The 23,953-nt window shown below is 49.7% G+C and carries 22 protein-coding genes and 1 pseudogene; 9 read left to right on the forward strand and 14 right to left on the reverse strand.

Annotation, left to right across the window (positions count from 1 at the left end):
- Nucleotides 1-59: 59 nt before the first annotated feature.
- Complete coding sequence (locus C2M29_RS01685; RefSeq protein ID WP_105188065.1) at nt 60-749, forward strand: ComF family protein; 690 nt, start codon at nt 60-62, stop codon at nt 747-749.
- 60 nt (nt 750-809) lie between these two features.
- On the opposite strand, the gene C2M29_RS01690 is transcribed toward C2M29_RS01685, so the two are convergent.
- Nucleotides 810-3,365, reverse strand: a complete 2,556-nt coding sequence (locus C2M29_RS01690) for a M14 metallopeptidase family protein (protein ID WP_105188066.1) — start codon at nt 3,363-3,365, stop codon at nt 810-812.
- A 151-nt stretch (nt 3,366-3,516) separates the two neighbouring features.
- On the opposite strand from C2M29_RS01690, the gene nfuA reads away from it, so the two are divergent.
- Together nfuA and C2M29_RS01700 are read left to right on the forward strand one after the other, a co-directional pair.
- Nucleotides 3,517-4,092 (forward strand): Fe-S biogenesis protein NfuA, encoded by a 576-nt coding sequence (gene nfuA / locus C2M29_RS01695; protein ID WP_105188067.1) that lies wholly within the window; start codon nt 3,517-3,519, stop codon nt 4,090-4,092.
- Complete coding sequence (locus C2M29_RS01700; RefSeq protein ID WP_233998322.1) at nt 4,070-4,366, forward strand: hypothetical protein; 297 nt, start codon at nt 4,070-4,072, stop codon at nt 4,364-4,366. Before nfuA ends, C2M29_RS01700 begins: the two co-directional genes overlap by 23 nt.
- Here C2M29_RS01700 and dinF read toward each other — a convergent pair.
- Nucleotides 4,311-5,645 carry an MATE family efflux transporter DinF gene (gene dinF / locus C2M29_RS01705; RefSeq protein ID WP_105188068.1) on the reverse strand — a complete coding sequence of 445 codons (1,335 nt, stop codon included), beginning with the start codon at nt 5,643-5,645 and terminating at the stop codon, nt 4,311-4,313. The two genes, C2M29_RS01700 and dinF, sit on opposite strands and share 56 nt — an antisense overlap.
- Here dinF and C2M29_RS01710 point away from each other — a divergent pair.
- The gene (locus C2M29_RS01710) at nt 5,625-6,653 is read left to right on the forward strand and encodes a polysaccharide deacetylase family protein (protein ID WP_105188069.1); all 1,029 of its coding nucleotides are present in this window, start codon (nt 5,625-5,627) and stop codon (nt 6,651-6,653) included. The genes dinF and C2M29_RS01710 overlap by 21 nt on opposite strands.
- An 8-nt stretch (nt 6,654-6,661) precedes the next feature.
- Here the strand turns inward: C2M29_RS01710 and C2M29_RS01715 are convergent, their stop codons facing one another.
- Genes C2M29_RS01715 through C2M29_RS01735 form a run of 5 tightly spaced genes read right to left on the reverse strand, consistent with a single transcriptional unit; the run spans nt 6,662 to nt 10,405 of the window.
- Nucleotides 6,662-7,267 carry an SCO family protein gene (locus tag C2M29_RS01715; protein WP_105188070.1) on the reverse strand — a complete coding sequence of 202 codons (606 nt, stop codon included), beginning with the start codon at nt 7,265-7,267 and terminating at the stop codon, nt 6,662-6,664.
- Nucleotides 7,257-8,165 (reverse strand): heme o synthase, encoded by a 909-nt coding sequence (gene cyoE / locus C2M29_RS01720; protein ID WP_105188071.1) that lies wholly within the window; start codon nt 8,163-8,165, stop codon nt 7,257-7,259. Before cyoE ends, C2M29_RS01715 begins: the two co-directional genes overlap by 11 nt.
- A gap of 18 nt (nt 8,166-8,183) precedes the next feature.
- Entirely contained in the window at nt 8,184-9,173 is a 990-nt protein-coding gene (locus tag C2M29_RS01725) for a COX15/CtaA family protein (protein WP_105188108.1), read from the reverse strand.
- Nucleotides 9,174-9,183: 10 nt separating this feature from the next.
- Entirely contained in the window at nt 9,184-9,687 is a 504-nt protein-coding gene (locus tag C2M29_RS01730; RefSeq protein ID WP_105188072.1) for a transmembrane cytochrome oxidase associated protein, read from the reverse strand.
- The gene (locus tag C2M29_RS01735) at nt 9,674-10,405 is read right to left on the reverse strand and encodes an SURF1 family protein (RefSeq protein ID WP_105188073.1); all 732 of its coding nucleotides are present in this window, start codon (nt 10,403-10,405) and stop codon (nt 9,674-9,676) included. Before C2M29_RS01735 ends, C2M29_RS01730 begins: the two co-directional genes overlap by 14 nt.
- Before the next feature lie 29 nt (nt 10,406-10,434).
- Here C2M29_RS01735 and C2M29_RS01740 point away from each other — a divergent pair, with 29 nt between their 5' ends.
- Entirely contained in the window at nt 10,435-10,737 is a 303-nt protein-coding gene (locus tag C2M29_RS01740; protein WP_105188074.1) for a DUF2909 family protein, read from the forward strand.
- Here the strand turns inward: C2M29_RS01740 and C2M29_RS01745 are convergent.
- The 5 genes from C2M29_RS01745 to lexA all read right to left on the reverse strand — a co-directional run bounded on the left by C2M29_RS01745 (nt 10,637) and on the right by lexA (nt 15,712).
- Nucleotides 10,637-11,512, reverse strand: a complete 876-nt coding sequence (locus C2M29_RS01745) for a cytochrome c oxidase subunit 3 (protein WP_105188075.1) — start codon at nt 11,510-11,512, stop codon at nt 10,637-10,639. The two genes, C2M29_RS01740 and C2M29_RS01745, sit on opposite strands and share 101 nt — an antisense overlap.
- 18 nt (nt 11,513-11,530) lie before the next feature.
- Nucleotides 11,531-12,073 (reverse strand): cytochrome c oxidase assembly protein, encoded by a 543-nt coding sequence (locus tag C2M29_RS01750; RefSeq protein WP_105188076.1) that lies wholly within the window; start codon nt 12,071-12,073, stop codon nt 11,531-11,533.
- Complete coding sequence (ctaD, locus tag C2M29_RS01755) at nt 12,074-13,648, reverse strand: cytochrome c oxidase subunit I (RefSeq protein ID WP_105188077.1); 1,575 nt, start codon at nt 13,646-13,648, stop codon at nt 12,074-12,076.
- Entirely contained in the window at nt 13,645-14,778 is a 1,134-nt protein-coding gene (coxB, locus tag C2M29_RS01760; RefSeq protein ID WP_105188078.1) for a cytochrome c oxidase subunit II, read from the reverse strand. Before coxB ends, ctaD begins: the two co-directional genes overlap by 4 nt.
- A gap of 316 nt (nt 14,779-15,094) precedes the next feature.
- Nucleotides 15,095-15,712: a transcriptional repressor LexA gene (lexA, locus tag C2M29_RS01765; protein WP_105188079.1), complete on the reverse strand. Its 618-nt coding sequence runs from the start codon at nt 15,710-15,712 to the stop codon at nt 15,095-15,097.
- Between the two features lie 208 nt (nt 15,713-15,920).
- On the opposite strand from lexA, the gene C2M29_RS01770 reads away from it, so the two are divergent.
- Nucleotides 15,921-16,289: an STAS/SEC14 domain-containing protein gene (locus C2M29_RS01770; protein WP_105188080.1), complete on the forward strand. Its 369-nt coding sequence runs from the start codon at nt 15,921-15,923 to the stop codon at nt 16,287-16,289.
- On the opposite strand, the pseudogene C2M29_RS01775 reads toward C2M29_RS01770, so the two are convergent.
- A pseudogene (locus tag C2M29_RS01775) lies at nt 16,286-16,814 on the reverse strand (DUF924 family protein). The gene C2M29_RS01770 and the pseudogene C2M29_RS01775 overlap by 4 nt on opposite strands.
- 248 nt (nt 16,815-17,062) lie before the next feature.
- Here C2M29_RS01775 and C2M29_RS01780 point away from each other — a divergent pair.
- From C2M29_RS01780 to C2M29_RS01790, 3 genes are all read left to right on the forward strand, one after another.
- Nucleotides 17,063-17,593 (forward strand): PaaI family thioesterase, encoded by a 531-nt coding sequence (locus C2M29_RS01780; RefSeq protein ID WP_105188081.1) that lies wholly within the window; start codon nt 17,063-17,065, stop codon nt 17,591-17,593.
- A gap of 187 nt (nt 17,594-17,780) precedes the next feature.
- Entirely contained in the window at nt 17,781-19,643 is a 1,863-nt protein-coding gene (locus tag C2M29_RS01785; protein WP_105188082.1) for a hypothetical protein, read from the forward strand.
- A 137-nt stretch (nt 19,644-19,780) separates the two neighbouring features.
- Nucleotides 19,781-22,693, forward strand: coding sequence for a hypothetical protein (locus tag C2M29_RS01790; RefSeq protein ID WP_105188083.1), 2,913 nt, complete (start codon nt 19,781-19,783; stop codon nt 22,691-22,693).
- 1,166 nt (nt 22,694-23,859) lie between these two features.
- On the opposite strand, the gene C2M29_RS16785 is transcribed toward C2M29_RS01790, so the two are convergent.
- On the reverse strand, nt 23,860-23,953 hold a 94-nt coding region (locus tag C2M29_RS16785), incomplete at its 5' end, for a hypothetical protein (protein WP_130145475.1).

Here is a 23,953-nt window from a genome sequence, read left to right on the forward strand (position 1 = left end):
GCCCTGACGCTTATCACGCGCCGACACCTGCATTATTAACGCGAATAAAGGCTTATGCAATGGACGCACTCACAAAAGCCTGTGCCTGGCTGTTCCCGCAATACTGCCAGCTCTGCGCTCAACCCCTAAACGCCGGGCAGCAAGTGTGTGCACACTGCATCAGCGCATTTACCGGTATCAACGGTGCCTTGCAGGAAAATTTGCTGATGCGTGCCGATATTCAACGGCAATTTCCCCTGCGTTATATCGATGGCTTGCAGGCCCTGGACTGGTATCGCCCACCCCTGTCTACCTGGTTAAAACAATACAAATATCAACAACGCATGTATCGCCAAGTGGCATTGTCCAGCTTACTGACACATCACTTTGCGCGCTTGGCCAACCAGCCCGACTGGCACTGGCCACAGCTAGTCGCGCCCATCCCCCTGGCACCCTCGCGGCTGATTTGGCGGGGGTTCAATCAGGTGGTGCGCTTGTGGCAAGATGCCCTGCCACAGCAGTTATTTGCCGCCAACCTATTACGGCGGCGCCACAGCACCCGGACTCAGGCCAGGCTCGGCGCGCGGCAAAGACGTAAAAACCTCACCAATGCCTTTAGTGTGCACGCCAATGTGCACAATCTTGATATCGCTTTGGTGGATGATGTGCTGACCACGGGGGCAACCCTGGATAGCGCCGCCAAGCTGCTAAAAGCGGCGGGGGCCCGCTCGGTGTCGGCCTGGGTCGTTTGCCTGACCGCTAAGACATAAAAAAGCCGACTAAACGCCGGCTTTTGCTTAGGAGAGTCATGTTACTAAGGGGAGTAAAGGTTACTCGGCGCTAGCGTCTATATGCGCGCCAAAGAATAAGGCATTACTGAAAATACGGCTGGTACCATACCAGAAGCCTCGGAATACCGGGTTGTCGGTCATGGCCACCACGGTACCGCGACCATAGCTATGAGCTAAAATGGCGCCGCCATTGGCGATTTGCGCCAGATTTTGCTCATGAGTAAAACCGGCAAGCAAGGGTTTTTCCGTATAGGTCGCTACATTAACAAAGGGCACGGGCATTTGCTCGAGCAAGAAGGTGCTGTTTTTAAACACCGGCAATTGGTCCCGAGTTAATGAATAACTAAGCGGGTGACTCAAATCGATCTTGGTATTGAAGATAGCGCCGGCGATACGCTGCTTGCCCGCTAACATATCTCTGTCGCCATAATGCAGACCCTCGGTGGAAAACGCCGCGGCCATATCCTTACGTGACAAATAGCTGGCCTTTAACATCTGCTCATCGGCCAAAAACTGCGCTCCGCCCTTATGACCCCAAACCACGCCGCCTTGGCGCACCCAGGTGTGCAGCTCCGCTTTGAACGACTTTTCCAAACTACCGTAACGGCCGTTGGCAAAAACGATATGGGTGTAGTCATTCAGATCGACCTTGGTCAGTTCATCGGCCTCGATAATACTCGGCGTTAAGCCCACATGGCGGTCAAGGTAGTACCAAAGCTCACCCACTTCATACTGGCTGCTCTGCTGACCACCGACCAGTAACACCTTGGGCAGTTTAACCGGCGCTAACTGGCGCGAACCTAAGTCGACGCCACGACTGGTCAAGCCGGAATCGATGCCGTACACATCAATATCAAACTCGGCGCTGACTTGGTTTAACACCGCTAACCAATCGTCGCGCTGCTGCAGACCGGCGGCTACCACTATGGAACCGGCGGCCAGCTCACGGTTTTCGCCGTCGCTGCTGGCGGTAAAGGGCGCCAGGGCAACGCGTGCCTCAATGCCCTGCTGCAACAGCTTGGTTAGCAGTTTAGGGGCGTGATAATCGAACCACTCAAAGGCAAAGGCATAATGAGGCTGTAACTCCTGTTGCGACGCACTGCTGCGTGGTGACCAGGGTTGCGCCGCCACATCCAAACCCCAGACGCTATCGAGCGCCTTAAAATCTAGGTTAAAGGCATGGGCCAAGGTCCAGCCGGAGACATCATAAAAGGTGTTGTCGACAAAGTTCTGCTGCTCGCTAAAAATGGCTTTGATCAAGCGGTACTGGCGCTGCGATAAAGGCACAAAGTAGCTGTTTTGAGCACTGAAACGCTGCTTGTCTAACGTCGCATCTTTTTGCAAGGCAAAGGCCTCTATCTGATGTTGCGCCAAAATCGACAGGAAGCTGCGCAGGCGCGTCGGATCTTTAGGTGCGCTAACCACATAGCCCTTTACCTTATCCTTGTCTGCCAGCTTAGTCGCCTGCTTGAAAAAGTCTTCTTGATAGTCGAGCAATTGCTGACGCTTTTCCAACACGGCGTCAAAGGTAGAGAAATTCGTTAGCAGCTGATTTTTAATGGTAAATGGAAATTCCAAACGACCATTAATGGTGTCCTGTACATGACCCCGACTACTGCCCTGCTCGAAAAGGATACCGACGCTACCGTTTACATCCGGGTAGGTCGAACCCTTACCCACATAAAAGTCATCGAAAGCTTCCTCGGTAAAGTACAGGCGATCGTGGCTGTCGAGAATACGGGCGTGGTGTTCGGCTATGGCCTTGGTCAGATCGACGTTTTTATCCGGCGTAAGCGGGTTTTTACGGGTCGGAATGCCTGGCTGGAAGAAGAAGGTGCTGTTGGGACCCATCTCATGAAAGTCGGTCAATACATTCGGCTGCCAGGCATGGAACTGGGCGATACGCGCGCGCGATTCCGGGTGTTGCAGCAATAACCAGTCGCGGTTGAGATCGAACCAATAATGGTTGGTACGGCTGCTTGGCCAGTTCTCATTGTGCTCACGGGTATTGGGATCGGCGCTCGGCACCATGGCACGGTTAGAATTGGCCCAATTGGCAAAACGCGCCAGCCCGTCAGGGTTTAACGAGGGGTCGATCAGGATCACGGTTTCCTGCAACAGGCGCTCAACGCGCTGATCGTGCGCTGCGGCCAGATAATAAGCCACTAACAACGCGGCGTTACTGCCCGAGGGTTCATTGCCATGGACGCTGTACCCCATGTACATAATCGCTGGAGCGGTTTTTGATGATTCATTGCTTTCACCCGTCACCCGGGCCAGGTGTGCCTGACGCACCTGCTCAATGTTAGCCAAGCGCTCAGGCGCGGCTATGGTCAGCATCACCAAAGGGCGCTGCTCATGGGTGTAGCCAATGGTTTGTATCTGCACGCGGTCGCTGTGCTCGGCCAGCTCACGCATATAATAAACCAGCTGGTCGTGGCGCACATGCCATTGACCAACCTCGTAACCTAACACCGATGCCGGGGTCGGCACCTTGGGATCAAATTTAACTTCGTCACCAAAATAATAGCTCAGCGGCTGTGCGGCCAGGGAAGAGGCAAAGACCGTGAATAATAAAAATAGAATTCGACGCATACGGATAACAGTGAATTTAAAAAACCATAATCTCACGCTACCATCGGCTTAAAATTAAGCCAACTTTTTACGTTCAACACTGGCGACAACGCGACGAGCGGAGTATCATAGCCATTAACCGAGTAAAACAGTCAAGTATAGTGTTGTTACTATGATCACAATTTCAGAAACCGCGCAAAGTCACTTTGCAAAACTGCTTTCAGAACAAGCAGATGGCACCAACATCCGTGTATTCGTTGTCAACCCTGGCACCTCTCAGGCCGAATGTGGCGTGTCATACTGCCCGGCCGATGCGGTTGAAGAAGATGATATTCGTCTTAACTTCAACGGTTTTGATGCGGTAGTAGACAAAGAAAGTGCGCCTTTTCTTGAAGAAGCGGAAATCGATTTCGTCACCGATAAAATGGGCACGCAATTGACCCTTAAGGCACCTAATGCCAAGGCCCGTAAGCTATCTAGCGATGCCTCGCTGGAAGAGCAGGTTGAGCACATGCTGCAAACCGAGGTTAACCCTCAGCTTGCCAACCACGGCGGTCAGGTGCAATTGGTCGAGATCACTGCAGAGGGCATTGCCGTGCTGCAGTTTGGTGGCGGCTGTAATGGTTGTTCCATGATCGATGTCACCCTTAAAGAAGGTATCGAGAAGGAAATGATCGCTAAATTCAGCGAAATCACCGGCGTCCGTGATATCACCGAACACAACCGTGGCGACCACTCCTACTACTAAGTTTGCGGCGCTGATTTATCGCTTGGGCTCAGAGCCCAAGCGCAGCCTCAAACGCTTTCTTACCGGTCTCGGGCTGTTCACCGTTGCCGTCGCCTTTATTGCGCTGGGCTACTATTATCAGCCCTGGTGGCAAATTCCCGGCCTGCTATTCCTCGCGGTGGCGTTATTTTTCGCTATCTGGGGGTATCTCGGCATTTTTGCCAATCGTTTCGCTCAGGTTATTGCAGCAACGCATCCGCCTTTACCAACTGACGATAACGCACCGCCAGGCTAATGCCGCGCAGTGCCATAAAGGCGGTCATGGCCGCCCACAGGGCGTGATTGCCCCAGCCTTGGGTTAATACAAAAACACCAAAAAAGCCCACCGCGGCGGCAAGCATCATGGTATTGCGCATATCCTTGGCGCGCATCAGACCAACAAAAATACCGTCGAATAAAAAACAGGCCATGGCGATAAGCGGCATCAGGACCAGCCAGGGCAAATAGGCGATGGCCAGACTATTGACCTCGGGCACATCGGTCAGCAAACGGATCACCTGCTCCCCAAAAACATAGAAGCCCAGGGCATAAATCAGTGCAAATAAAGCCCCCCACTGTAAGCTAATACTTACCCACAATTTAATGCGGCGTACACATTTTGCGCCGCGCGCCTGCCCAACCTTGGCCTCGGCGGCATAGGCAATGCCATCCATGGCGAAGCTGATCAACAGCAGAAAGTTCATCAGCACCGCATTGGCGGCCAAGACCACATCCCCTAAGCGAGCACCGTAAAAGGTCATAAAGCTAAAACACAGCTGCAGCATTAAGGAGCGCAGGAAAATATCGCCATTGAGGCGCAACAAGGCACCGAGTTGTAACAAGCGGGCACCAAAGGACCAACACCAGCGCAGATGCAGCTTGGCAAACAATCGCGACACCAACCACAGGGCAAAGGCCAGGGCACAATAATCGGCGATCACCGAGGCCAGCGCCGCCCCCTTAACGCCCCAGCCAAAGCCGACCACAAAGAGAATATCCAGGGCGATGTTAACGACATTGGTGAGCAGCACCAGTAAAAATGGCCCGCGCCCGTATTGCACGCCGAGCATCCAACCCAGCAGCACCAGGTTCGCCAAGGCCGCTGGGGCGCTATAAATACGAATATAAAAATAATTAAAGGCCTGCTCCATGGTCTGCTCCGAGGCATCGGCCAACACTGCCATCAGCACCCCCAGGGGTTTTTGCAGCAGCAGGAGAAGCAGCGCCACCGCCAGCGCCAGCAGCAGGCTTTTTTGCAGCGCCTGCACCAGCTCTTGCTTGTCTTCGGCGCCAAAGGCGGCGGCGATAAGCCCGGTGGTGCTCATGCGTAAAAAGCCAGCCAGCCAGAACAGCATTGAAATAACCGTTGCGCCCAGGGCAATTCCTGCTAAATAATGGGCGCTCCCAAGGTGGCCGATGACCGCGGTATCAACCAGGCCTAGCAAAGGCACAGTGATATTCGATAGAATCATGGGCCCGGCAAGCAGCAATAAGCTTTTATGGTGAGTGTTGTTATGTATAGAAAATTGTCCCATTTATTCTTCTCTTTATGCGCCCTGTTTGGCGCCTCTGCGCAGGCAGCGGTTATTTTACAGTATCATCACGTCAGTAAAACCCTGCCCAAGGTCACCAGTGTCGAAGCCGACACCTTCCGCGCCCATTTACAGTATTTGCAGCAACACGACTATAAGGTGGTGGCCCTGGATACACTCCTCAGTGGCTTGCAGCAAGGACAAACGTTTGACGATAAAACCGTGGCCATCACCTTTGATGACGGCTACGACAATAATATCGAGCAGGCCGCCCCCATACTGGCGGAATTTAATTATCCCTACACCATCTTTGTTAATCCGGCCCTGATCGATGAACAGCAGGGCTATGTGATGAGCTGGGCGCAACTCAAGGAACTCAGCAAGCAGGGCGCCCTTATTGCCAATCACAGCAGCCGCCATGATTATCTCCATCATCGCCTAGAAGGAGAAAGCGAGGAGCAATGGCGTAGTCGCATTAAAAACGACCTCACCGGCGCCGAAAAGCGTATCGAAGAAGAAATTGGCTACAGCCTGAAATACCTGGCTTACCCCTATGGCGAGTTCGATAAAGCGCTGCAAGGGCTGGTGAAAGAGTTGGGTTATGTCGGCATAGGCCAGCACTCGGGCGCCCTTGGCCCGAACAATGATTTTACCCGCCTGCCGCGCTTTCCCGCTTCGGGTTTTTATGCTGACCTGGAAACCCTGGCGACCAAGCTCGACTCCCTGCCCTTTGCCCTGGCTAAGCTCGACTACAGCGATACGGTGACCGCCGAGCAGCGCCCCAAGGTCACCCTGGAATTTTCCGAAAAGGGCTTCCATAGTAATCAGTTTGCTTGTTATGTATCCGGCCAGGGCCGAGCCGAGCTGACCTGGTTAGACGGCAATCGCGTCACGGTGCAGGCCAAACAGGATTTAAAACCTGGCCGTGCCCGCTATAATTGCACGGCTCCCTCGCAGCAAAAATCGGGGCGCTATTTGTGGTTCTCCCAACCCTGGGTGATCACCCAGTGACACCAAGACTAACCGGGGTAATAGTCAATAATCGCCTTTAGCTCGCGTGCCATGACCTCGGTATTGATGGTCGGTACCGAGCCGGCAACAAATTCCGGCTTAAAGATGGCACGGATCTTCCCATGCGGGTCCACCAGCACCACGGACGCACTGTGATCCACCAGATAATCCCCTTCTTGCTGCTCGCTAATTGCATACATCAGCCCGAGGTTTTGCACAAAGGGGTAAAGATCCTTGTGAGGGGCCGAAACGGCCTTATATTGGGGGTTAAAGTAGGTGATGTATTGGCGGCGTTTGGCGGCAGTATCGCGCTCTGGGTCCACCGATATAAACCACACACTCAGGTCATTGCGATTTACTTGCGTGTCGACCTGACGCAGTTTCGCCAACGTCATCGGGCATACGTCGGGGCAGCTGGTATAGCCTAAAAACAGCAGATCCCACTGCCCCTGGAGGTCAGCCACACCCACGGGCTGACCATGCTGGTCTTCCAAACTAAAGGCATTAATCACCCGGGCCTGGTCATACACCAAGGCCTCCACCTGCAATTCCGGCTTGGAGCAACCCAGCGCCAATGCCGCCAGCGCCCCAATAAGCCACCCTTTAAGCGACATAAAATACCCACTTATCAATAAATAATGCGACAAAGAGTAACATTAAATGCAGGATAGAGAACTTAAAAACACGCATGGCCGATTGATGCTGGGGTTCGCGCTTTAAACGCCAGGCATAAGCGATAAACATCAGGTTAAGGGCCGACGCCGCCAGCAAATAAAAGAGTCCGGACATGCCGATCAGATACGGCAGCACACACACCAGGGCCAGCAGCACGGTGTAACCGAGCACACAGGTCTTACAAAAATCGATACCATGGGTGACCGGCAGCATGGGAATATTGGCGCGCCGATAGTCCGCTTCGCGGGCTATGGCCAGGGCCCAAAAGTGCGGCGGCGTCCAGGCAAAGATGATCATCACCAAAAGCCAAGGCGCAGCGGCCAACTGCCCGGTTTCACTGACCCAGCCCAATAACGGCGGCATGGCGCCAGCCAAACCGCCAATCACAATGTTTTGCGGCGTTGCCCGCTTAAGAAACAGGGTGTAGACCACCGCATAGCCCACCAAGGCCAGCAGCGTCAACAGCGCGGTCAGCCAGTTGGCGGCGCCGACCAAGGCGACAAAGCCGACTCCGCCAAGCAGTGCGGCAAAAGCAAAGCCCCGTCCCTCACTAACCTTACCCACCGCCACCGGGCGGTGACGGGTGCGCGCCATCTTGGAGTCGATTTCACGGTCGACAATATGGTTGATCACCGCCGCCGCCGCCGATAACAGGCCAATGCCCAGCAGACTGATCAGCTGCAGCTCCCAGGAGCGACCCATATCCGGCGCCAGAGCCAGGCCGACCCAGGCGGTCAGCACCAGCATCAGCACCACCTTGCCTTTGCACATGGCCAGGTAGTCGCGCCAGCTTGCACAGTGCGACAGAGAGCTCGTTAAGGTTATAGCTTTACTCATGATTCTTCTCCTTCGCGCCTAACATTTTCGTTTTTGTAAATAGCACAACCGCACCAGGGTGAGCAGTAGCAGCAAGGCCATCAGATTATGGGCCAACGCCAACAACAAAGGGATCTGCATATAAATCAGGGCAACCCCGAGAGTGATCTGTGTTGCCAAAACGGCGCACACCGCCAGCGCCGCATTTTTAATGGTGCGCGAATAGGCACCCTTAAACACCCGCCACATGGCGGTGCCGACAATCAGCAGGGTCATCAAGGCGCCAAAGCGGTGCAGCAGATGAATGGACATGCGCGACTCGTAGGAGAGCACCCCATACTCGTAATTTGCGTGCTCCATAGGCAAGTGGAACACCTCGGCCAGGGAGAACGCCTCGCTGCCTTCGCACAGCGGAAAACCAACACAGTGAGCGGCGGCATAGTTGGCCGCCAACCAGCCTCCCAGGGCAATCTGCACTATTACCATGCACAGGGCTGCCATGCTCCAGCCCTGCAGCGCCTTAGCACCGGCATCGCCGCCGGGCACGGGGCGACTGTAGTAACGTAAATACAAGAGCCACAGCAGACTGGCGATGGAAAAGCCACCGAGCAGGTGGCCCATCACCACCAGGGGCTGCAGGTTCATGGTCACCGTCCACATGCCCAACATGGCCTGAAAGATCACCAAGAGCAACAGCACCGTGGGCAAACGTACCGGCATATGGATGCGTTTGCCATGACGCCAGGCATACATGGCAATGGCGAGGATCAACAGCCCCAGAGTGCCAGCAAAGTAGCGATGCACCATTTCCTTGAGCGCCTTCCCCTGATCCACCTCCATGCCGGGAAAGTTTTCCTGCACCGCGGCGATTTCATGGGCCTTATCGGGCACGGTTAAAAAGCCATAACAGCCGGGCCAATCCGGACACCCCAGCCCGGCATCGCTCAAACGGGTATAAGCACCCAGACCCACCACCAATACGGCCAATAACGCCGTACTTAACACCAGAAATTTATAGTTTTTTGTCATACTGGCCTCTTTAACTGCTGCGCGCATAATTGAGTAGTTTTTTTAAGTCCTTCAACAACCCCTTGTGTACCAAGCGGTTGGCGTCGGCTTGCGGAGCATAGTCATACTCCAGGACCACCAAACCATGGTGATCGATTAAATACAGGCTACCGGCGTTCAACTGCGCCGGTGCCCTGCTGATATGAATGCTGGGCATGGTGCCCACCTTGGGGGCCTCCTTCCCTAACACGGCAATACGCACCTTATCCTGATTTTTACCCAGGGCTACATACAGGGACTGCAAGTCTTGCCATTGCTGCACGCAGCCCTGACAGGGGTCGGTATTGACCAGGGCGATGGTCCAGGGCGACGGCGGGTATTGCTGCCAGTCGCTCAGCTCCACCTGCTCGCTCATCAGTCGGCCTTGATTGCTCTGATGGCCGGGCAACCAGCCGGAATACAAAACCGCCACGGCGGCCACAATGGGCAGCAAAAAGCAGCCGATAAATAACAGAAGGGGTTTAGGTAGCTGCATGCGTTCTCCTTGCTCGCCAATAGGCACTTACGGCAATCACCAGGGCCGCCAGGGCGATTAAAAACCACTGCCAGGCGTAAGCCCTGTGTTTATCCGCCGACATGGTGACCGGCTGATAATGGGGGATGGCGCCTATGCCCTCGACTTGGTGCTGGGCATAGACCATAAAAGGGTGAATGGGTTTGCGGGTTTGCTCGCTCATCTGGGTGATGGCAATCTGTTGAATGCGTTTAGGCCAACCCTGCTCCGCCTGGCTGTCGCTCAGGGTAAACTGCGCCAGCGGCCCTTCTTTGACCAGCGCCTGGCGCAGGGTGATCTGCGCTGGCAGTTCAATGGCGGGGAGCTCACTGCGCGCACTTGGCGCCTGCACAAAGCCCAGATTGACCACCAGCCAGTGGCTGGAGCTCGGAGGCAAGGCCAGTGCCAGCAGATCGTAGCCGACCCGGCCCTGATACACCTGATTGTCCAGCAGCCAGTATTCACGCTGCAGCTTGGCATCGAAGCCTACCTGCAAACCGGTGGCGTCTTCGCTTTCGATATAACGCAGCGCCTTGGTTAAAGGCATGACCCCCTGTGCCGACCAGGAATCCAGCAGCTGTTGTCGCTCCTGCTTTTGTTCCGCCCGTTCAAGCTGCCAAAAACCCAAGCGAGTACAAACAGTTACCGCAAGGATAACCAACCCAGTCCATAAAATTGCGCTAAGCTTACCTGTAAACACTCAACCACCAACCTCGGAGTATCCGTACCGTGCTTATTAAAATTATAATTATTGCGCTGTTGTTGCTCGTCATTTACACCCTTTTCCGTGCCTTACTGGCGATGATAAAATCCGATAACAAGGTGCCTATGTCGCGCTATTTGGGCAAGCGCGTCGCCCTGTGCATCCTGGTACTCATCATTATTTTGCTGGCGCAGCAGTTTGGTCTGCTGCGCTTTAATCCATCACCGATCACAACACATACACAAATACAAACAGGCACAGCCACACCACATCTACAAAGTGCCAGTACCAGGCCGCCGCTTGAAAGGCGAAATGCTTTTCGCTACTAAAGTGACCCTTCAATACGCGAATAAAGACCACGGTGAGCATGATGGCCCCCAAGGTCACATGCAGGCCGTGGAAACCGGTGAGCAAGAAAAAGGTGTTGCCGTATATGCCGGAATCCAGCTTCAGACCTAAATCCTGATAGGCATGCACATATTCATAGGCTTGCAGGCCCAGAAAGCAGGCACCAAGAACTATGGTCAACAGCAGGAAGAGGGTCAGTGGCTTACGCTGGTCTTTTTCTATGGCGGTGTGGGCAAACTGCAAGGTCACCGAGGACACCAAAAGGATAATGGTGTTGATCAGGGGCAGCCCCTGCCAGCCCATGGCCTGAGTGGTGGTGCCACCTGGGGTGTTTTCCAGCGGCCAGACGGCGGTAAACTCGGGCCATAACACTTCACCCGTCATCACATTGTTGCCATCACCACCGAGCCAGGGCACCGCCAGCATGCGGGCGTAAAACAAGGCACCAAAGAAGGCGGCAAAGAACATCACCTCGGAGAAGATAAACCAGCTCATGCCCTGTCTAAAGGAGCGGTCCATCTGCATCGAATAAAGACCGCCATGGGATTCGCTGATGACATTACGAAACCAGCCCACCAGCATATAGAGCAACACGGCAATACCCAAAAATAACAGGTACTGACCATGGCTGCTTTCCTGCTCCATTTGCATCACGGTTAACCCCGCGCCGGCGGCGATAAAAAACAATGCCACCGCGCCGACTATCGGCCAGGGGCTTTGCGCCGGCACATAGTACTTTTCATACTGTTCACTCATATTCATGCCTCATTTGGGTTATCGCGCCGACGCCACTAACGACTCGGGATGCTTGGCGCTGATATCAAAAAGCGTATATGACAACGTTAGCTCCTCGTATTCGGGGGGTAACGCCGGATCGACATAAAACCTTAATTGATATTCTTGTTGTTCGTTGGCCTGCAGGGTTTGCTGGTCAAAGCAAAAGCACGCCAGTTTATGCAGGTATTTTGCCGCCAACCCCGGAGAGACAGACGGAATGGCCTGCATCACCCGGGCTTGATCGCTGGTATTGGCCGCCGCAAAGGTCACCACACTCATCTCGCCGGGCTTGACCACCACCGCCTGCTGCCGGGCGCTGACCTTAAAGGGCGCGCCGCTTTGGGCATGGGTGGTAAAGCTCACCGTCACCTCGCGACTGTTATCCACACTTTGGCTTTGCTGCGCCTGCTCCATGGAGGGCTTGCCATTGAGGCCGGTGACATCGCAGAACACGTCATACAAGGGCACCAGCGCAAAGGCGAAGGCAAACATGGCCAGGGTAGTTAACAGCAGCTTTCTTAACAGCGGCATATGGTTCATTTATTTCACCTCGGGCGGCGTCTCAAAGGTGTGATACGGCGCCGGTGAGGCTACTTGCCACTCTAAGCCCTCGGCTCCGTCCCACACCTTAGCGGGTGCTTTTTCACCGGCCTTAATGCACTTAAACACCACGGCCACAAACAGCAGCTGCGACAGACCAAAGGCAAAGCCGCCGATACTGATAATGGCGTTAAAGTCGGCAAACTGCAGCGCATAGTCGGGGATACGACGAGGCATGCCCGCCAGGCCGACAAAGTGCATGGGGAAGAAGAGCACATTGACGCTGATGAGCGACATCCAGAAGTGCCACTTCGCCAGCGTGGTGCTGTACATATGCCCGGTCCATTTCGGCAGCCAGTAATAGGCCGCGGCCATAATGGAGAACACCGCCCCGGTAACCAACACATAGTGGAAATGCGCCACCACGAAGTAGGTATCATGGTATTGGAAGTCCACCGGCGTAATCGCCAGCATCAGGCCGGAGAAGCCACCCAGGGTAAAGAGCACGATAAAGGCGATGGCAAACATCATGGGCGCTTCAAAACTGATGGAGCCGCGCCACATGGTCGCCACCCAGTTGAACACCTTCACCCCGGTGGGCACGGATATCAGCATGGTGGAGTACATGAAGAAAAGCTCACCGGCCAGCGGCATGCCGGTGGTAAACATATGGTGCGCCCAGACCACAAAGGACAGCAAGGCGATGGACGCGGTGGCATACACCATGGAGGAGTAGCCAAAGAGTTTTTTGCGCGAGAAGGTGGGCACTATGGTGGAGATAATACCGAATGCCGGCAAGATCATGATGTACACCTCGGGGTGACCGAAGAACCAGAAAATGTGCTGGAACATCACGGGATCGCCACCACCGGCGGCGTTAAAGAAGTCGGTGCCGAAGTATTTATCCGTCAGTACCATGGTCACTGCCCCCGCCAGCACCGGCATCACCGCAATCAGCAGGAAGGCGGTGATCAGCCAGGTCCACACAAACAGCGGCAGTTTCATCCACTTCATGCCCGGCGCCCGCAGGTTGACAATAGTCACTATGACGTTAATCGCCCCCATGATGGAGCTGGCGCCCATGATATGGATGGCAAACACGAACAGCGCGGTGTTGTCATTACTGTAGGTGGTCGACAGCGGCGCATAGAAGGTCCAGCCGAAGGCCGGGCCGCCCCCATCCATAAACAGCGACATCAGCAAGATGGCAAAGGCAAAGGGCAGGATCCAGAAGCTCCAGTTGTTCATGCGCGGCAAGGCCATGTCCGGCGCCCCGATCATCATGGGGATCATCCAGTTGGCCAGGCCGGTAAAGGCCGGCATCACCGCACCGAAAACCATGATCAAGCCATGCACCGTGGTCATCTGATTAAAGAAATGCGGGTCAACCAATTGTAATCCCGGCTGGAATAGCTCGGCGCGAATGACCATGGCCATGGCGCCGCCGGTTAAAAACATCAGCAAGGAAAACAGCAGGTAAAGCGTGCCTATGTCTTTATGATTAGTGGTAAAGAGCCAGCGTTTAATGCCGGTCGCAGGCCCGTGATGTTCGTGTGTTGCAGCTGCTGTACTCATTGTTCTTCCCCATCAATAAAGGCCTGGATCGCACTCGGTTGCACCGTATCGCCGGTGTCATTACCAAAGGCATTACGCTGGTAAGTAACAACGGACGCGAGCTCTTTAATAGTGAGCTGGCTAACAAACGCCTGCATGGCCGTACCCGGTTTACCGTGTACCACGATATCGATGTGGTCTTTGATTTCGCCGGTCGCGATTGGGCTGCCCTTGATAGCCGGGAATACTCCGGGAACGCCGAGACCCGTCGGTTGGTGACAGGCTACGCAGCGGGTCATATACACCTGCTCACCAGTGCTCATGAGCTCCTCATGAGACAGGGTTTGGTCGAGCAAGGCAGCATCGGCATCGGCCTGGTCCAACATCGCTTGTTTTTGCTCCGCCAGCCAGGTATCGAACTCCTCAGGGGATTTCGCTTCAACCACCACGGGCATAAAGCCGTGGTCCTGACCACACAGCTCGGCACATTGGCCGCGATAGATACCCGCTTCGTTAACCTTGGTCCAGGCCTCGTTGATAAAGCCCGGGTTGGCGTCTTTTTTCACCGCGAAGTCCGGCACCCACCAGGAGTGGATGACATCGTCCGAGGTCATCAGGAACCGCACTTTTTTGCCTGTGGGGATCACCAAGGGTTTATCCACCTCCAACAGGTAGTTTTCGCCCTTAGCTTCTGCGTTTTTAATTTGCCCCTGGGGCGTGGCCAGCAGCGAATAAAAGCCCAGATCATGGCCCATGTATTCATAATGCCACTTCCACTGCGAGCCGGTGATCTTAATGGTGACATCCGCCTTGGAGGTGTCTTCCATGGCAATCAGGGTTTTGGTCGCGGGCACCGCCATGCCGATAAGAATTAAAAATGGGATCGCGGTCCAAAGAATTTCGACCTTGGTGCTTTCATGGAAGGTGGCGGCGGTAGCGCCCTTGGATTTTCGGTGCCTGAGCAAGGCCCAAAACATGACCGAGAATACGATCACCCCAATTACACAACAGATGATAAATATCGTCATATGCAACTGGTAAACATTCTCACTGATATCCGTCACCCCGGGGCGCAAGTTGTACTTGCTGTTAGCAAAGGCCAACTGGGGAACAAACAGACACAGCAACATGAGGGAGCAAAGCTGCTTCATGTACCATCTCCTTAACTACGCGCAACGCAAAAAGGGAAGAGGCAATTACTGCTAGCCATTCTTCGTTATTATTATGCTTGGACTGGCCGATTCAATTTACTGCAAACAAAGTGCGTAAAAAGCAACCAGCAAAGCCTGTAATATAACCAATTAGTCAAGAATTGAGTGAATAGCAAGAAATGAAGCGTTTTAGTTTTTCTTTTTTAAATAAATATTTGGGGGATATTCAAACTGTTAGCGCGTAAGGAAAGAAAGGAGAAAAGCGCCGTAAAACCCCCAATAAACGGCCTATCGGGGGCTAAAAATGGGGTAAAACCTACATCCAGTCGGCGTTTCGAATTACACCAACCGCTAAACCCTCAATATTAAAGGATTCATGTTCTAAATCGACTTCGATGGGGGCAAACTCGTCGTTCTCAGCGTGCAGTAACACCTTGCGACCGGCCTTTTCCAAACGTTTTACCGTCACGTCTTCACCGACACGGGCCACCACCACCTGACCGTTCTCGGCCACCTGAGCACGGTGTACCGCCAGCAGGTCGCCATCAAGAATACCGATATCCTTCATACTCATGCCGTTTACGCGCAGCAGATAATCCGCCGCAGGCTTAAATAGCGTAGGGTCGATTTGGCAGTGACTCTCAATATGTTCCTGGGCCAAAATGGGCTCACCGGCGGCAACGCGACCAATCAGGGGTAAACCTAATTGCTCCGGCTCTTCTTCCTCAACCAGCTGAATACCGCGGCTGGCGCCGGGTTTCATCTTGATCACCCCTTTCTTGGCCAGCGCCTTCAGGTGCTCCTCGGCGGCATTGGCACTGCGAAAGCCCAGCGTTTGTGCAATTTCGGCGCGCGTCGGCGGCATGCCGGTATCTTTAATAAAGACTTTGATCAGCTCTAAAATTTGCGATTGGCGTTTAGTTAAAGGGCGCATACAACTGGTTTTCCATACAGTACATTTAACTGTGAGTATATACAGTTGTCAGAAAATCGCAAATAAATTCAAGGAATTTGCCACCCCCATTCTTGTGAACTTAGCCTTTGCCTTTATCACCGACTGCGCAAACCCATAAAAAGCGCCTAAAGTTATATAGGAAGGCGATCTCGCATCGATGCATTTACAACAATAGAAGGAACCCAATATGCTCTGTATCAGCCTAGATGACGAACATGATATTGGCGTCTTTACCCCCCACGGCCAGCTTTCTGCGGCCGACTTTGTGGCGGCGGTGCGCATCATTGACCCTTATATTGAGCGCCGAGGCCCCTTAAAAGGCCTGATGATAGCCACCCGGCACTTCCCCGGCTGGGATTCATTTGCGGCGCTCTCTGCACACCTGCGTTTTGCACGCGACCACCATAAGCAGATTGGCAGGATAGCTCTGGTCACAGACTCGCCCATGGCCATGCTCGGCGAGCATTTGGCGGCGCACTTTATCAGCGCCGAGATCAAGGCCTTTAAATACGACCAGATAGAGCAGGCCCGAGCCTGGCTGCGCGAGACCCATTAAAAGCCGCTGTTGGGCTGCTCTAAAAATGCCAGCTCCTCGGGTGTCGACTGGCGCCCGAGCAGGGCATTACGATGTGGGTAGCGCCCAAAGCGGTCGATAATCGCCTTGTGCTCCAGCTCATAGGCATAGTTATCCAAAGGCCGAAAGAGATGCTCGGCAAGCACATGAATGGCCGCGCTTTCGCTGTGCATATAGGGCATGTATAAAAAGGTGCGCTCCTGCTCGCTCAACAACAGGTCGTAGCCCTTGCCCACGGCATGTTGCGCCAGGCACAGGGCCAAGGGATCATAGGCAAAGGCCCCGGCGGTGCCGCGAAACATATTTCGCGAGAATTGATCGAGCACGATAATTTCACAAAGCGCCATGGGCACTGCTACGCCAATGATAGAGCTCCCCCCGACTGGCGGCGCGGTGCGTCTTGGCAAACAGCTCGGTTACCCTGGCATCGAAGGTCGCACTCTTTTTAAACCAGTCCTCGCTGCTGCATTGGTTAAACCAGAAATCATACACGGAATGAAAGTCCATAGACCCCCCTCAAAGTTAACACCTAGGCTGCTAATGACAGTCTAGTCAAATCCGGCCCTCAGGTGATGACTATAAAGCCATCTATTTTTGCCCACCGCCCCTGCCCACTGCCGCCCAGCTCTGTTCCTGCGCTGCGCACCGTCGTAAAAGACTTGCAGATGCCCAGGCAAGTGCAGCACTATGTGGACGAACTTGCCAAGCGATGTAAGATAACCCCATTTATAAATGTTGCCGTATAAGGATTCAGTATGAGTGTTCAGAATCACAAAAACGATTTGCCGGTCGCCAAAAAGCCAGACTCAAGTGTCAACGAAAACACCCAAAGTATTTGGGCTCAGGAAATCGATTTTGATCTGTGTCGTAAGCTCGACTTGGGCGTTGGCGCCAAGGGCACGCTGATGACCAAACTCGGCATAGAAATCAGCGAAATCGGCCCGGATTACCTGGTGGCCACCATGCCAATCAGCAACGAGCTCTACAACCCCATCGGCATGGTGCACGGCGGCGCCTATGTGGTACTGGCCGAAACCGTCGCCAGCTACGCCGCCAACTTCGCCGTCGACATCAATAAATACTACTGCGTCGGCCAAGAGATCAACGCCAACCACCTCAAAGCCTCACGCACCGGCACGCTCAAAGCCGTGACCAAGCCCGTGCACCTGGGCGGCCGCTCATCGGTATGGGAGATTAAGATCTACAACAGCGCCGGCGATTTGTGTTGTATTTCAAGGATGACCGCAGCTGTGGTGGAGAAGCGAAGTAAAAGCGCAGGGCTTTAATGCGGGACTTTCACAACATTGTATAACTACATGAATTACAATAGGATTGTGTAAATAAACATGCCAAGCTAATTATCGAAAACAAACTTGTATATCAAAACTATAAACATTGTTTTTAGTGGCAAGCCGTTAACAAACGGCGTAGTGAGCTACAATTTTAAAAAAATTTAAAAAGGGAATTTAATGGATGAGCGCTAGTCAAGAGTTAATTCTTCCAACATCTTTATCACAATTTTCTCCAAAGCCTACATTTAACACTGTAGAAAGAGCGACTACTATATCGACAATCAAACATCACATAAAGGAGAGTAATAACGTCATAATAGAAGGCCCTAAAAATATTGGGAAGACAACAACTCTCTCACAAATTGCGAACACCCATATCAAAGATTCTATTGTGCTATTTGTTGATGACAGACAAAAGTTAAGCATAACTGATAACGATATTTGTAAAGACCTATATATACAAGTTAGATCGTTTTATGATGGGGATGTAAATTTAGGTGAGCTCGTAAAACAAAAGGTATCCCTAAAAAAACTAAAAGAAGAATTTAGCTCTCTCCTTTATTATTTAAAAATAAACAATAAAACAGCAACTTTCATATTAGATGGCGTCATCGATCTAGATATAAAGGATGACTTCATTGCTAAGCTTTTTCTAATATTACCGTTTGACAAGCAAGTTAACTTCCTTATTTCTACTAAATCAAACAAAACAACAAGATACATCCCAAATAAGTTTGAACGATATTCGATAAATATCCTCAATATCGATGAAATTAGAGAGATGATTCCTGAATGCAAACAATCTCAAGCAGAAGAACTTATTTGTGCATATGGGGGCATGCCAGATAAAATTGCAACGGTAAGCCGCCTCGTCAAGACAGGAGAGTCAATTGAAGACATACTTCAAAACAACTGTAGCGGCGCAAATGAACTATATGATTATGAATATAAATTAGAAGTAACTGACAAGGCCGTAGAAGATATACTAGGAGTCATTGCATTCTCTCAAGGGAAGGTGACTAAGAATAAGCTATCTTCCATATTCAAAACTCCTATCAGTGAAATCAATTCGTTAATCGAAAGAATCAGCTTTATTTTAGTCAATGATGACCTAGTTGAATTTGCATCTCAAGGCCACTACAACTTCATATCTGACAAGTTAAAAACCAAAAAAATAAGATATCTGGACCTCCACATTGATGATTACAATAACAATAAAGGAAATGATACTAGCAGTCTTCCTGAGATAATTAGATATTACAATGAAAAAGGAGACTCTCAGGGAGTTATATCGCAATTAAATGAAGAGCACATTCAAGACATATATAAAGAATCATCAAGCATAGCCGAACTAACTAGAACTATTCAAGTAGGCTTGGACGCTGCCGTAAAGCTGAAAGATAGAGCCGCGATAAACAAATTTAATCTACTAAAATGCGCTCTTACTAATATCAATAAATCCGAAGCTGTAGTCTCTGAACTGGAGTGTTATTTAACAGAGGGTGATCACTCTAAAGCACTTAACCTAATTGAAAGTAATGGATCATATGAAGAGAAATTGCAGCTTTACTGCATTTACTCAATATACCAAAAGAAAAACAAGACTGACGTTCGGCAAGATGTCTTGGATAAAATAAATTTTATTTTCGAGAAAGTTGAGAAAAGTAAGCTAAGCGTCGAAAGAGCAAGTGATATAGCAGCTGACTTATTACCAGTTTTTCCCGAAAAAGCTCTAAAGATCATTAACTCTTTAGATCAACTTGACGCTGCGGGACAAAATAAGTCAGACGCCGCGTTTTACAAAATGTCACTATTAACTTTAACACGCCATGGTGAAAGCCTTGGTGATGACCTAAGTAAGCTATCTTCAACAGATGATAAGCGTACTGAAATGTTCAAGTCAGTAGAAATATTTAACCCGGACTCTCCTGCAGATAAGATAATAAAGCACGTAGATGAAATGGACGAATCAGGAGATAAAATATTCATTCTTCGAGCTTGGATCCAGAAAAACTATGATAAAGGCGCGCAATTGAACTCTTAGATAGAATTCTTGATATTTCTATTGACTCTACTGATTTCTCAATAGATGCAAGGTTATTTTACGATATTAGTAAAGTTCTTACGGTTAAAAAACATATTGAACAAAATCCTGATAAGGTTAATAAAAGCTACCATCGAATGCTCTCGCATTTAGACACTTTAAAAGAGAAAGGACCCACTCTGGAATATACCAAGCTTGTTATAAATATTGGTATATACGAAATAAACAAATCAATTTGCACCGACCGAATTTCAGAATTATATAGTTACCTTTCTAATATTAGTGACAAATCAATTGCACTAACATCCCTTTGCATATTATCCCTAAGCATAAAAAAGCTTAATAGGATAGATATTGAAAATGAAATTAACTCTTCTAAAGTAGAATTATTCGATAGCCTATTGTCTACTGATGCCTTCCATGTAGACATTTTTAGGGAGGCTATCGAAAATGAGTCAATTTACGACATTACCAATGCAATTAAGTGGAGTGAAAAGCTAAACACTCAAGATCGAAGAAGCAAGGCAATGTCCATAATACTACAAACAACTATTTCTCATGACTTAGAGTTGGAGAACCATTCTTTTAATGACGTAGTGTGCCTCCTTCGGAAAGTAAAAAATGAGAGGTTTAGGGAAGACATCTATGAACCTTTTGTAGATTACTACTTCAAAAAATATGAGAGCAAAGGAAATTACAAAAAATTAAACAGGGTTTTGAATAAAATAAAAAGTAACTATGTAAAATCAAAATGTCTTATCAGAGTTCTCTTGAATGCAAATAATTCTGAAAAAAATGTTGTAGATATATCCGTTGTAAAAGAACAGCTTGAAAAGTCGATATCTGCTACTGATGGATTTGAGAATAAGGTCGAACTATACTTCTCGGCTCACAAAAGCTTATATAATAATGATATTAAAGCAGCTAAAGGCTTTAAGGAAAAAGCTCTCCAACTGAAAGCCGAGAATTATGTAAAAGTTTCTGATTTTGCTGTTTACACTAAAGCTAGTATAGACTTGGCTATAAGGTGTATCTATGAGTTAAATAAGCTAAATCTAATCAACAATGATGATATAGAGTTTCTTGCTTCTAAAATCAATCTGCTTGGTAGCGAAATTGAGAAGTCATATTGCTTGGCAAGACTAGTATCCTGTTTCCAAAAAAATAAAAACATTGATCAGGCAGACAAAATAATAGAGAAATATCTTCTACCACTGCTTGATAGCTTCGATGAAAAAGATTCAAAAGAATTTGCTATGTGTTGTTACCATTGTCTACCGGTAATTTACTTCTTCCAATATGACTCTTTTGAAAATTACTTAGGTGGTGTTTATGACTTGTACAATGATATCAGTGAAAGTATTTTAGTCAGAATCGTAGATTACACATTAAATGACTGCCTTATCTATGACCCATATAATCCTCTTAAAAAAAGTAACTTCCCTAACTTAAACTACAAATCACTAAAAAGCATTTGTAAGGTCTTAGACTTATCCCACAATGAAAACAGTCTGATCGTCATCTCGAAAAAAATTCTTGATGCAGTCCGATTCTTAAAACGTAAATCGAAAATATCAAAAGTTCAGATAGATGAGATCCTTAGTCAAATTAGAAATAATTATGATAGATTTCCTTTCTCAGATGGTATCAGTCACTTGGGTTACTTGGTGCTACTAAAAGCTATAGTGAAGAACTTCGATGATAAGGCGGAACCTAGTTCATGGGACGATTTAACAAATGGCGCAAGAGCTATATCAAATATCTCAGACAGAGCCTTTTTATTGTGTGAAATAGCGAGTTTAATGCCAGAAAGAAGCTCCCATATAAAGAAATCTTTATTCACCGAGTCTGAGTCTTCGATAAAACAACTATCATCAGAGCTGGAAAAATTAAATCGATACTCCGTACTGTGTGAGAATTCTTTTGAGTTCAATCAAAAGACAGCTCAAAAATTTTACAAGACAGCTCTTGAACTCTGTGCAAAAGGAAGTAACTCGAATTCAAAAGAAGCAAGACTAAAATTCATAGATATGGTTAGTAGATTTGATGAAACTTTCTCTTCAAGTCTTGTAACCATGTTTGATGACGATCCTGCTAGGGTCAAATCCATTGACGACGCAATAAGTCGCAAAAAAGAAAGACAAGAGTTAGAGAATAAGTTTAAGAAATCGGCTGACGAAAGCGAAGAATCTTTAGCAAATGAGAACCGTAAAATTGCCAGAATAGCATGGGACTCTCTAGGTAACATTAACGCGAAGAGTTCACACTTCAACAAAGCATTTGATTTAAACAAAGTTATAACAAATGGCCAAGATTATTCTATTGAGTATTATTACAGAGTCTTCAGCTTCTACATTCACTACTTAGCAGAGGTCTATAATGGAGAAGATAATTTAAGGCAAAACATCAGACCAATATTAGATACTCTTAAATCTAATATCCTAACAATATCAAAACTCTTTGCTCTTGAAGAGAAAGCCCAACTTGACACTGTTGAGGAAAAAAATGATGACTATATAGTCGTCTCAGCTAGTAATGAAGGTGTCAATAAAGCGAAGGAGTTTTTGCAAGATTGGTTTCTATCAACAAAGAGCAATAAAGTTACCATTATCGATCCGTACTTTGATTATGAATCCATAGAAATCTTAGCAGCCATGATCAATCGAGATCCCGACATTGATGTTTCAATTGTCACATCTATTGACAGCTTTAAGCGACTAAAAAGTGAAGGCGACGAATTCTTAGCTGATACTTTTAAAAAGTACTGGTCAAATAACATTGCAAGCGGTGAGTTACCCTCATTTAGCTTTCAGTCGCTAAGATATGGACCCAAACATGAATTCCCCATACATGATCGCTTTATCTATACCGAAAATTGCATGTTGTCTTCCGGAGGTTCATTAAATGGCTATGGACGTAAAGTTATCCAAATAAGTAAGCTGTCTCTTAATGAAATGAGAGCAACCTTGGAGCAAGTAACACCTTTAATTAATGGAGAACAAAAGTATTTTAATCAGCAGAAACTTTACCGATCTCACGATGAAGTTTAATAGTAGCTTTTTATGCATGCTTTAATATTTCCAGATCCAGAAAGCTTCAAAAGGGAAATTTATTATTCCCCTTACATTTCATCCGAAACGGGATACGAGAAGAGTGATCGTCCGCATGGATAGCGGGCGAAAACAGGCTCAGAGCAGGGACGTTCTGTGCCTGTTGGTTACGTTCATTTCTCATAGCGCGTTGAGGAAATGATGCAATGTTGGGGTGTCCTAGGTGTCCCAAGAGGAAATGGACAAGCATTTCCTTTTGGTCGTAGTCGGCGACCCGACAAAAATTGTCAGGTTGAAATCTGACCTACAGGTATCGACTTTCCCGTTAAAATTCGCGCTGGAGAAATCGGCTTTGCTGCGGCGCGTGGCTAAGACAGCGAGGCACGATGCCGAGCTAGATTTATCGGCACAGGGATGGGCCGTTAAATCGTGTCGCAGCCTAAGCGGAGCGTATAGCAAAAACCTGAGTTCGGAAGCATTGGCGAATTACGGGTTCGCGGAGTTTCCAAAGAGGGAGTCGAATCACTCCCTCTTTGGTTGTCGTCGCCAACGCGACAAGATCGCACCACAGAGAGCTGTGGGGAGTTTTAACGGAAGAAGTGAGTAAGTTCACACAACCGAGCTTTAAAAGCTGTAGAAGTAATCAGAGGAGTGATAAAGGCCGCTGATGCGGCCTTTGGTTTGTTTGTAGGAAGCTGAGAGCTTACAAGCAAGGTTGCAAGGCTACGCCTTGCCAACACCAACGCAACTGTACGCCCTCCCGCTCCTCGCAGAGCTCGTCGCCTTCAAGCGGCGCGAGTTCGCCTGCATCACCACCCTGCAAGGAATTCGTCCCTGAAGCAGGGTTCCTGTCGGCGTCCCCGCTCATCGCAGAGCTCTTCGCCTTCAAGCGGCGAGAGTGAAATTATTCACTCTCTTGTTTCCGCTTTCAGCCATGCCTCCACCTCCGAGCGCTGCGATTTAACCTGCATCAGCACTCGCTAGGAATTCGTCCCTGAAGCTTGGTCCCGGCTCGGCATCCGTTGCCTCGCGCTCGAGCCTGAAATAGCTCCACGCTTTCGCTATTTCCGGGCGGCTCTCGCCCCTCACGCCGTGAAGCTGGTCTATAAGGTTTTTCACGCATAAAAAAAGGCGCCCTAAGGCGCCTTTTTATTAAGCGTAAAAGCTTATTCTACGATTGATGCTACAACACCAGCACCAACTGTACGACCACCTTCACGGATCGCGAAACGTAGACCTTCGTCCATCGCGATTGGGCAG

Source organism: Pseudoalteromonas sp. T1lg48 (assembly GCF_002964785.1).
Classification (GTDB): Bacteria; Pseudomonadota; Gammaproteobacteria; order Enterobacterales; family Alteromonadaceae; genus Pseudoalteromonas.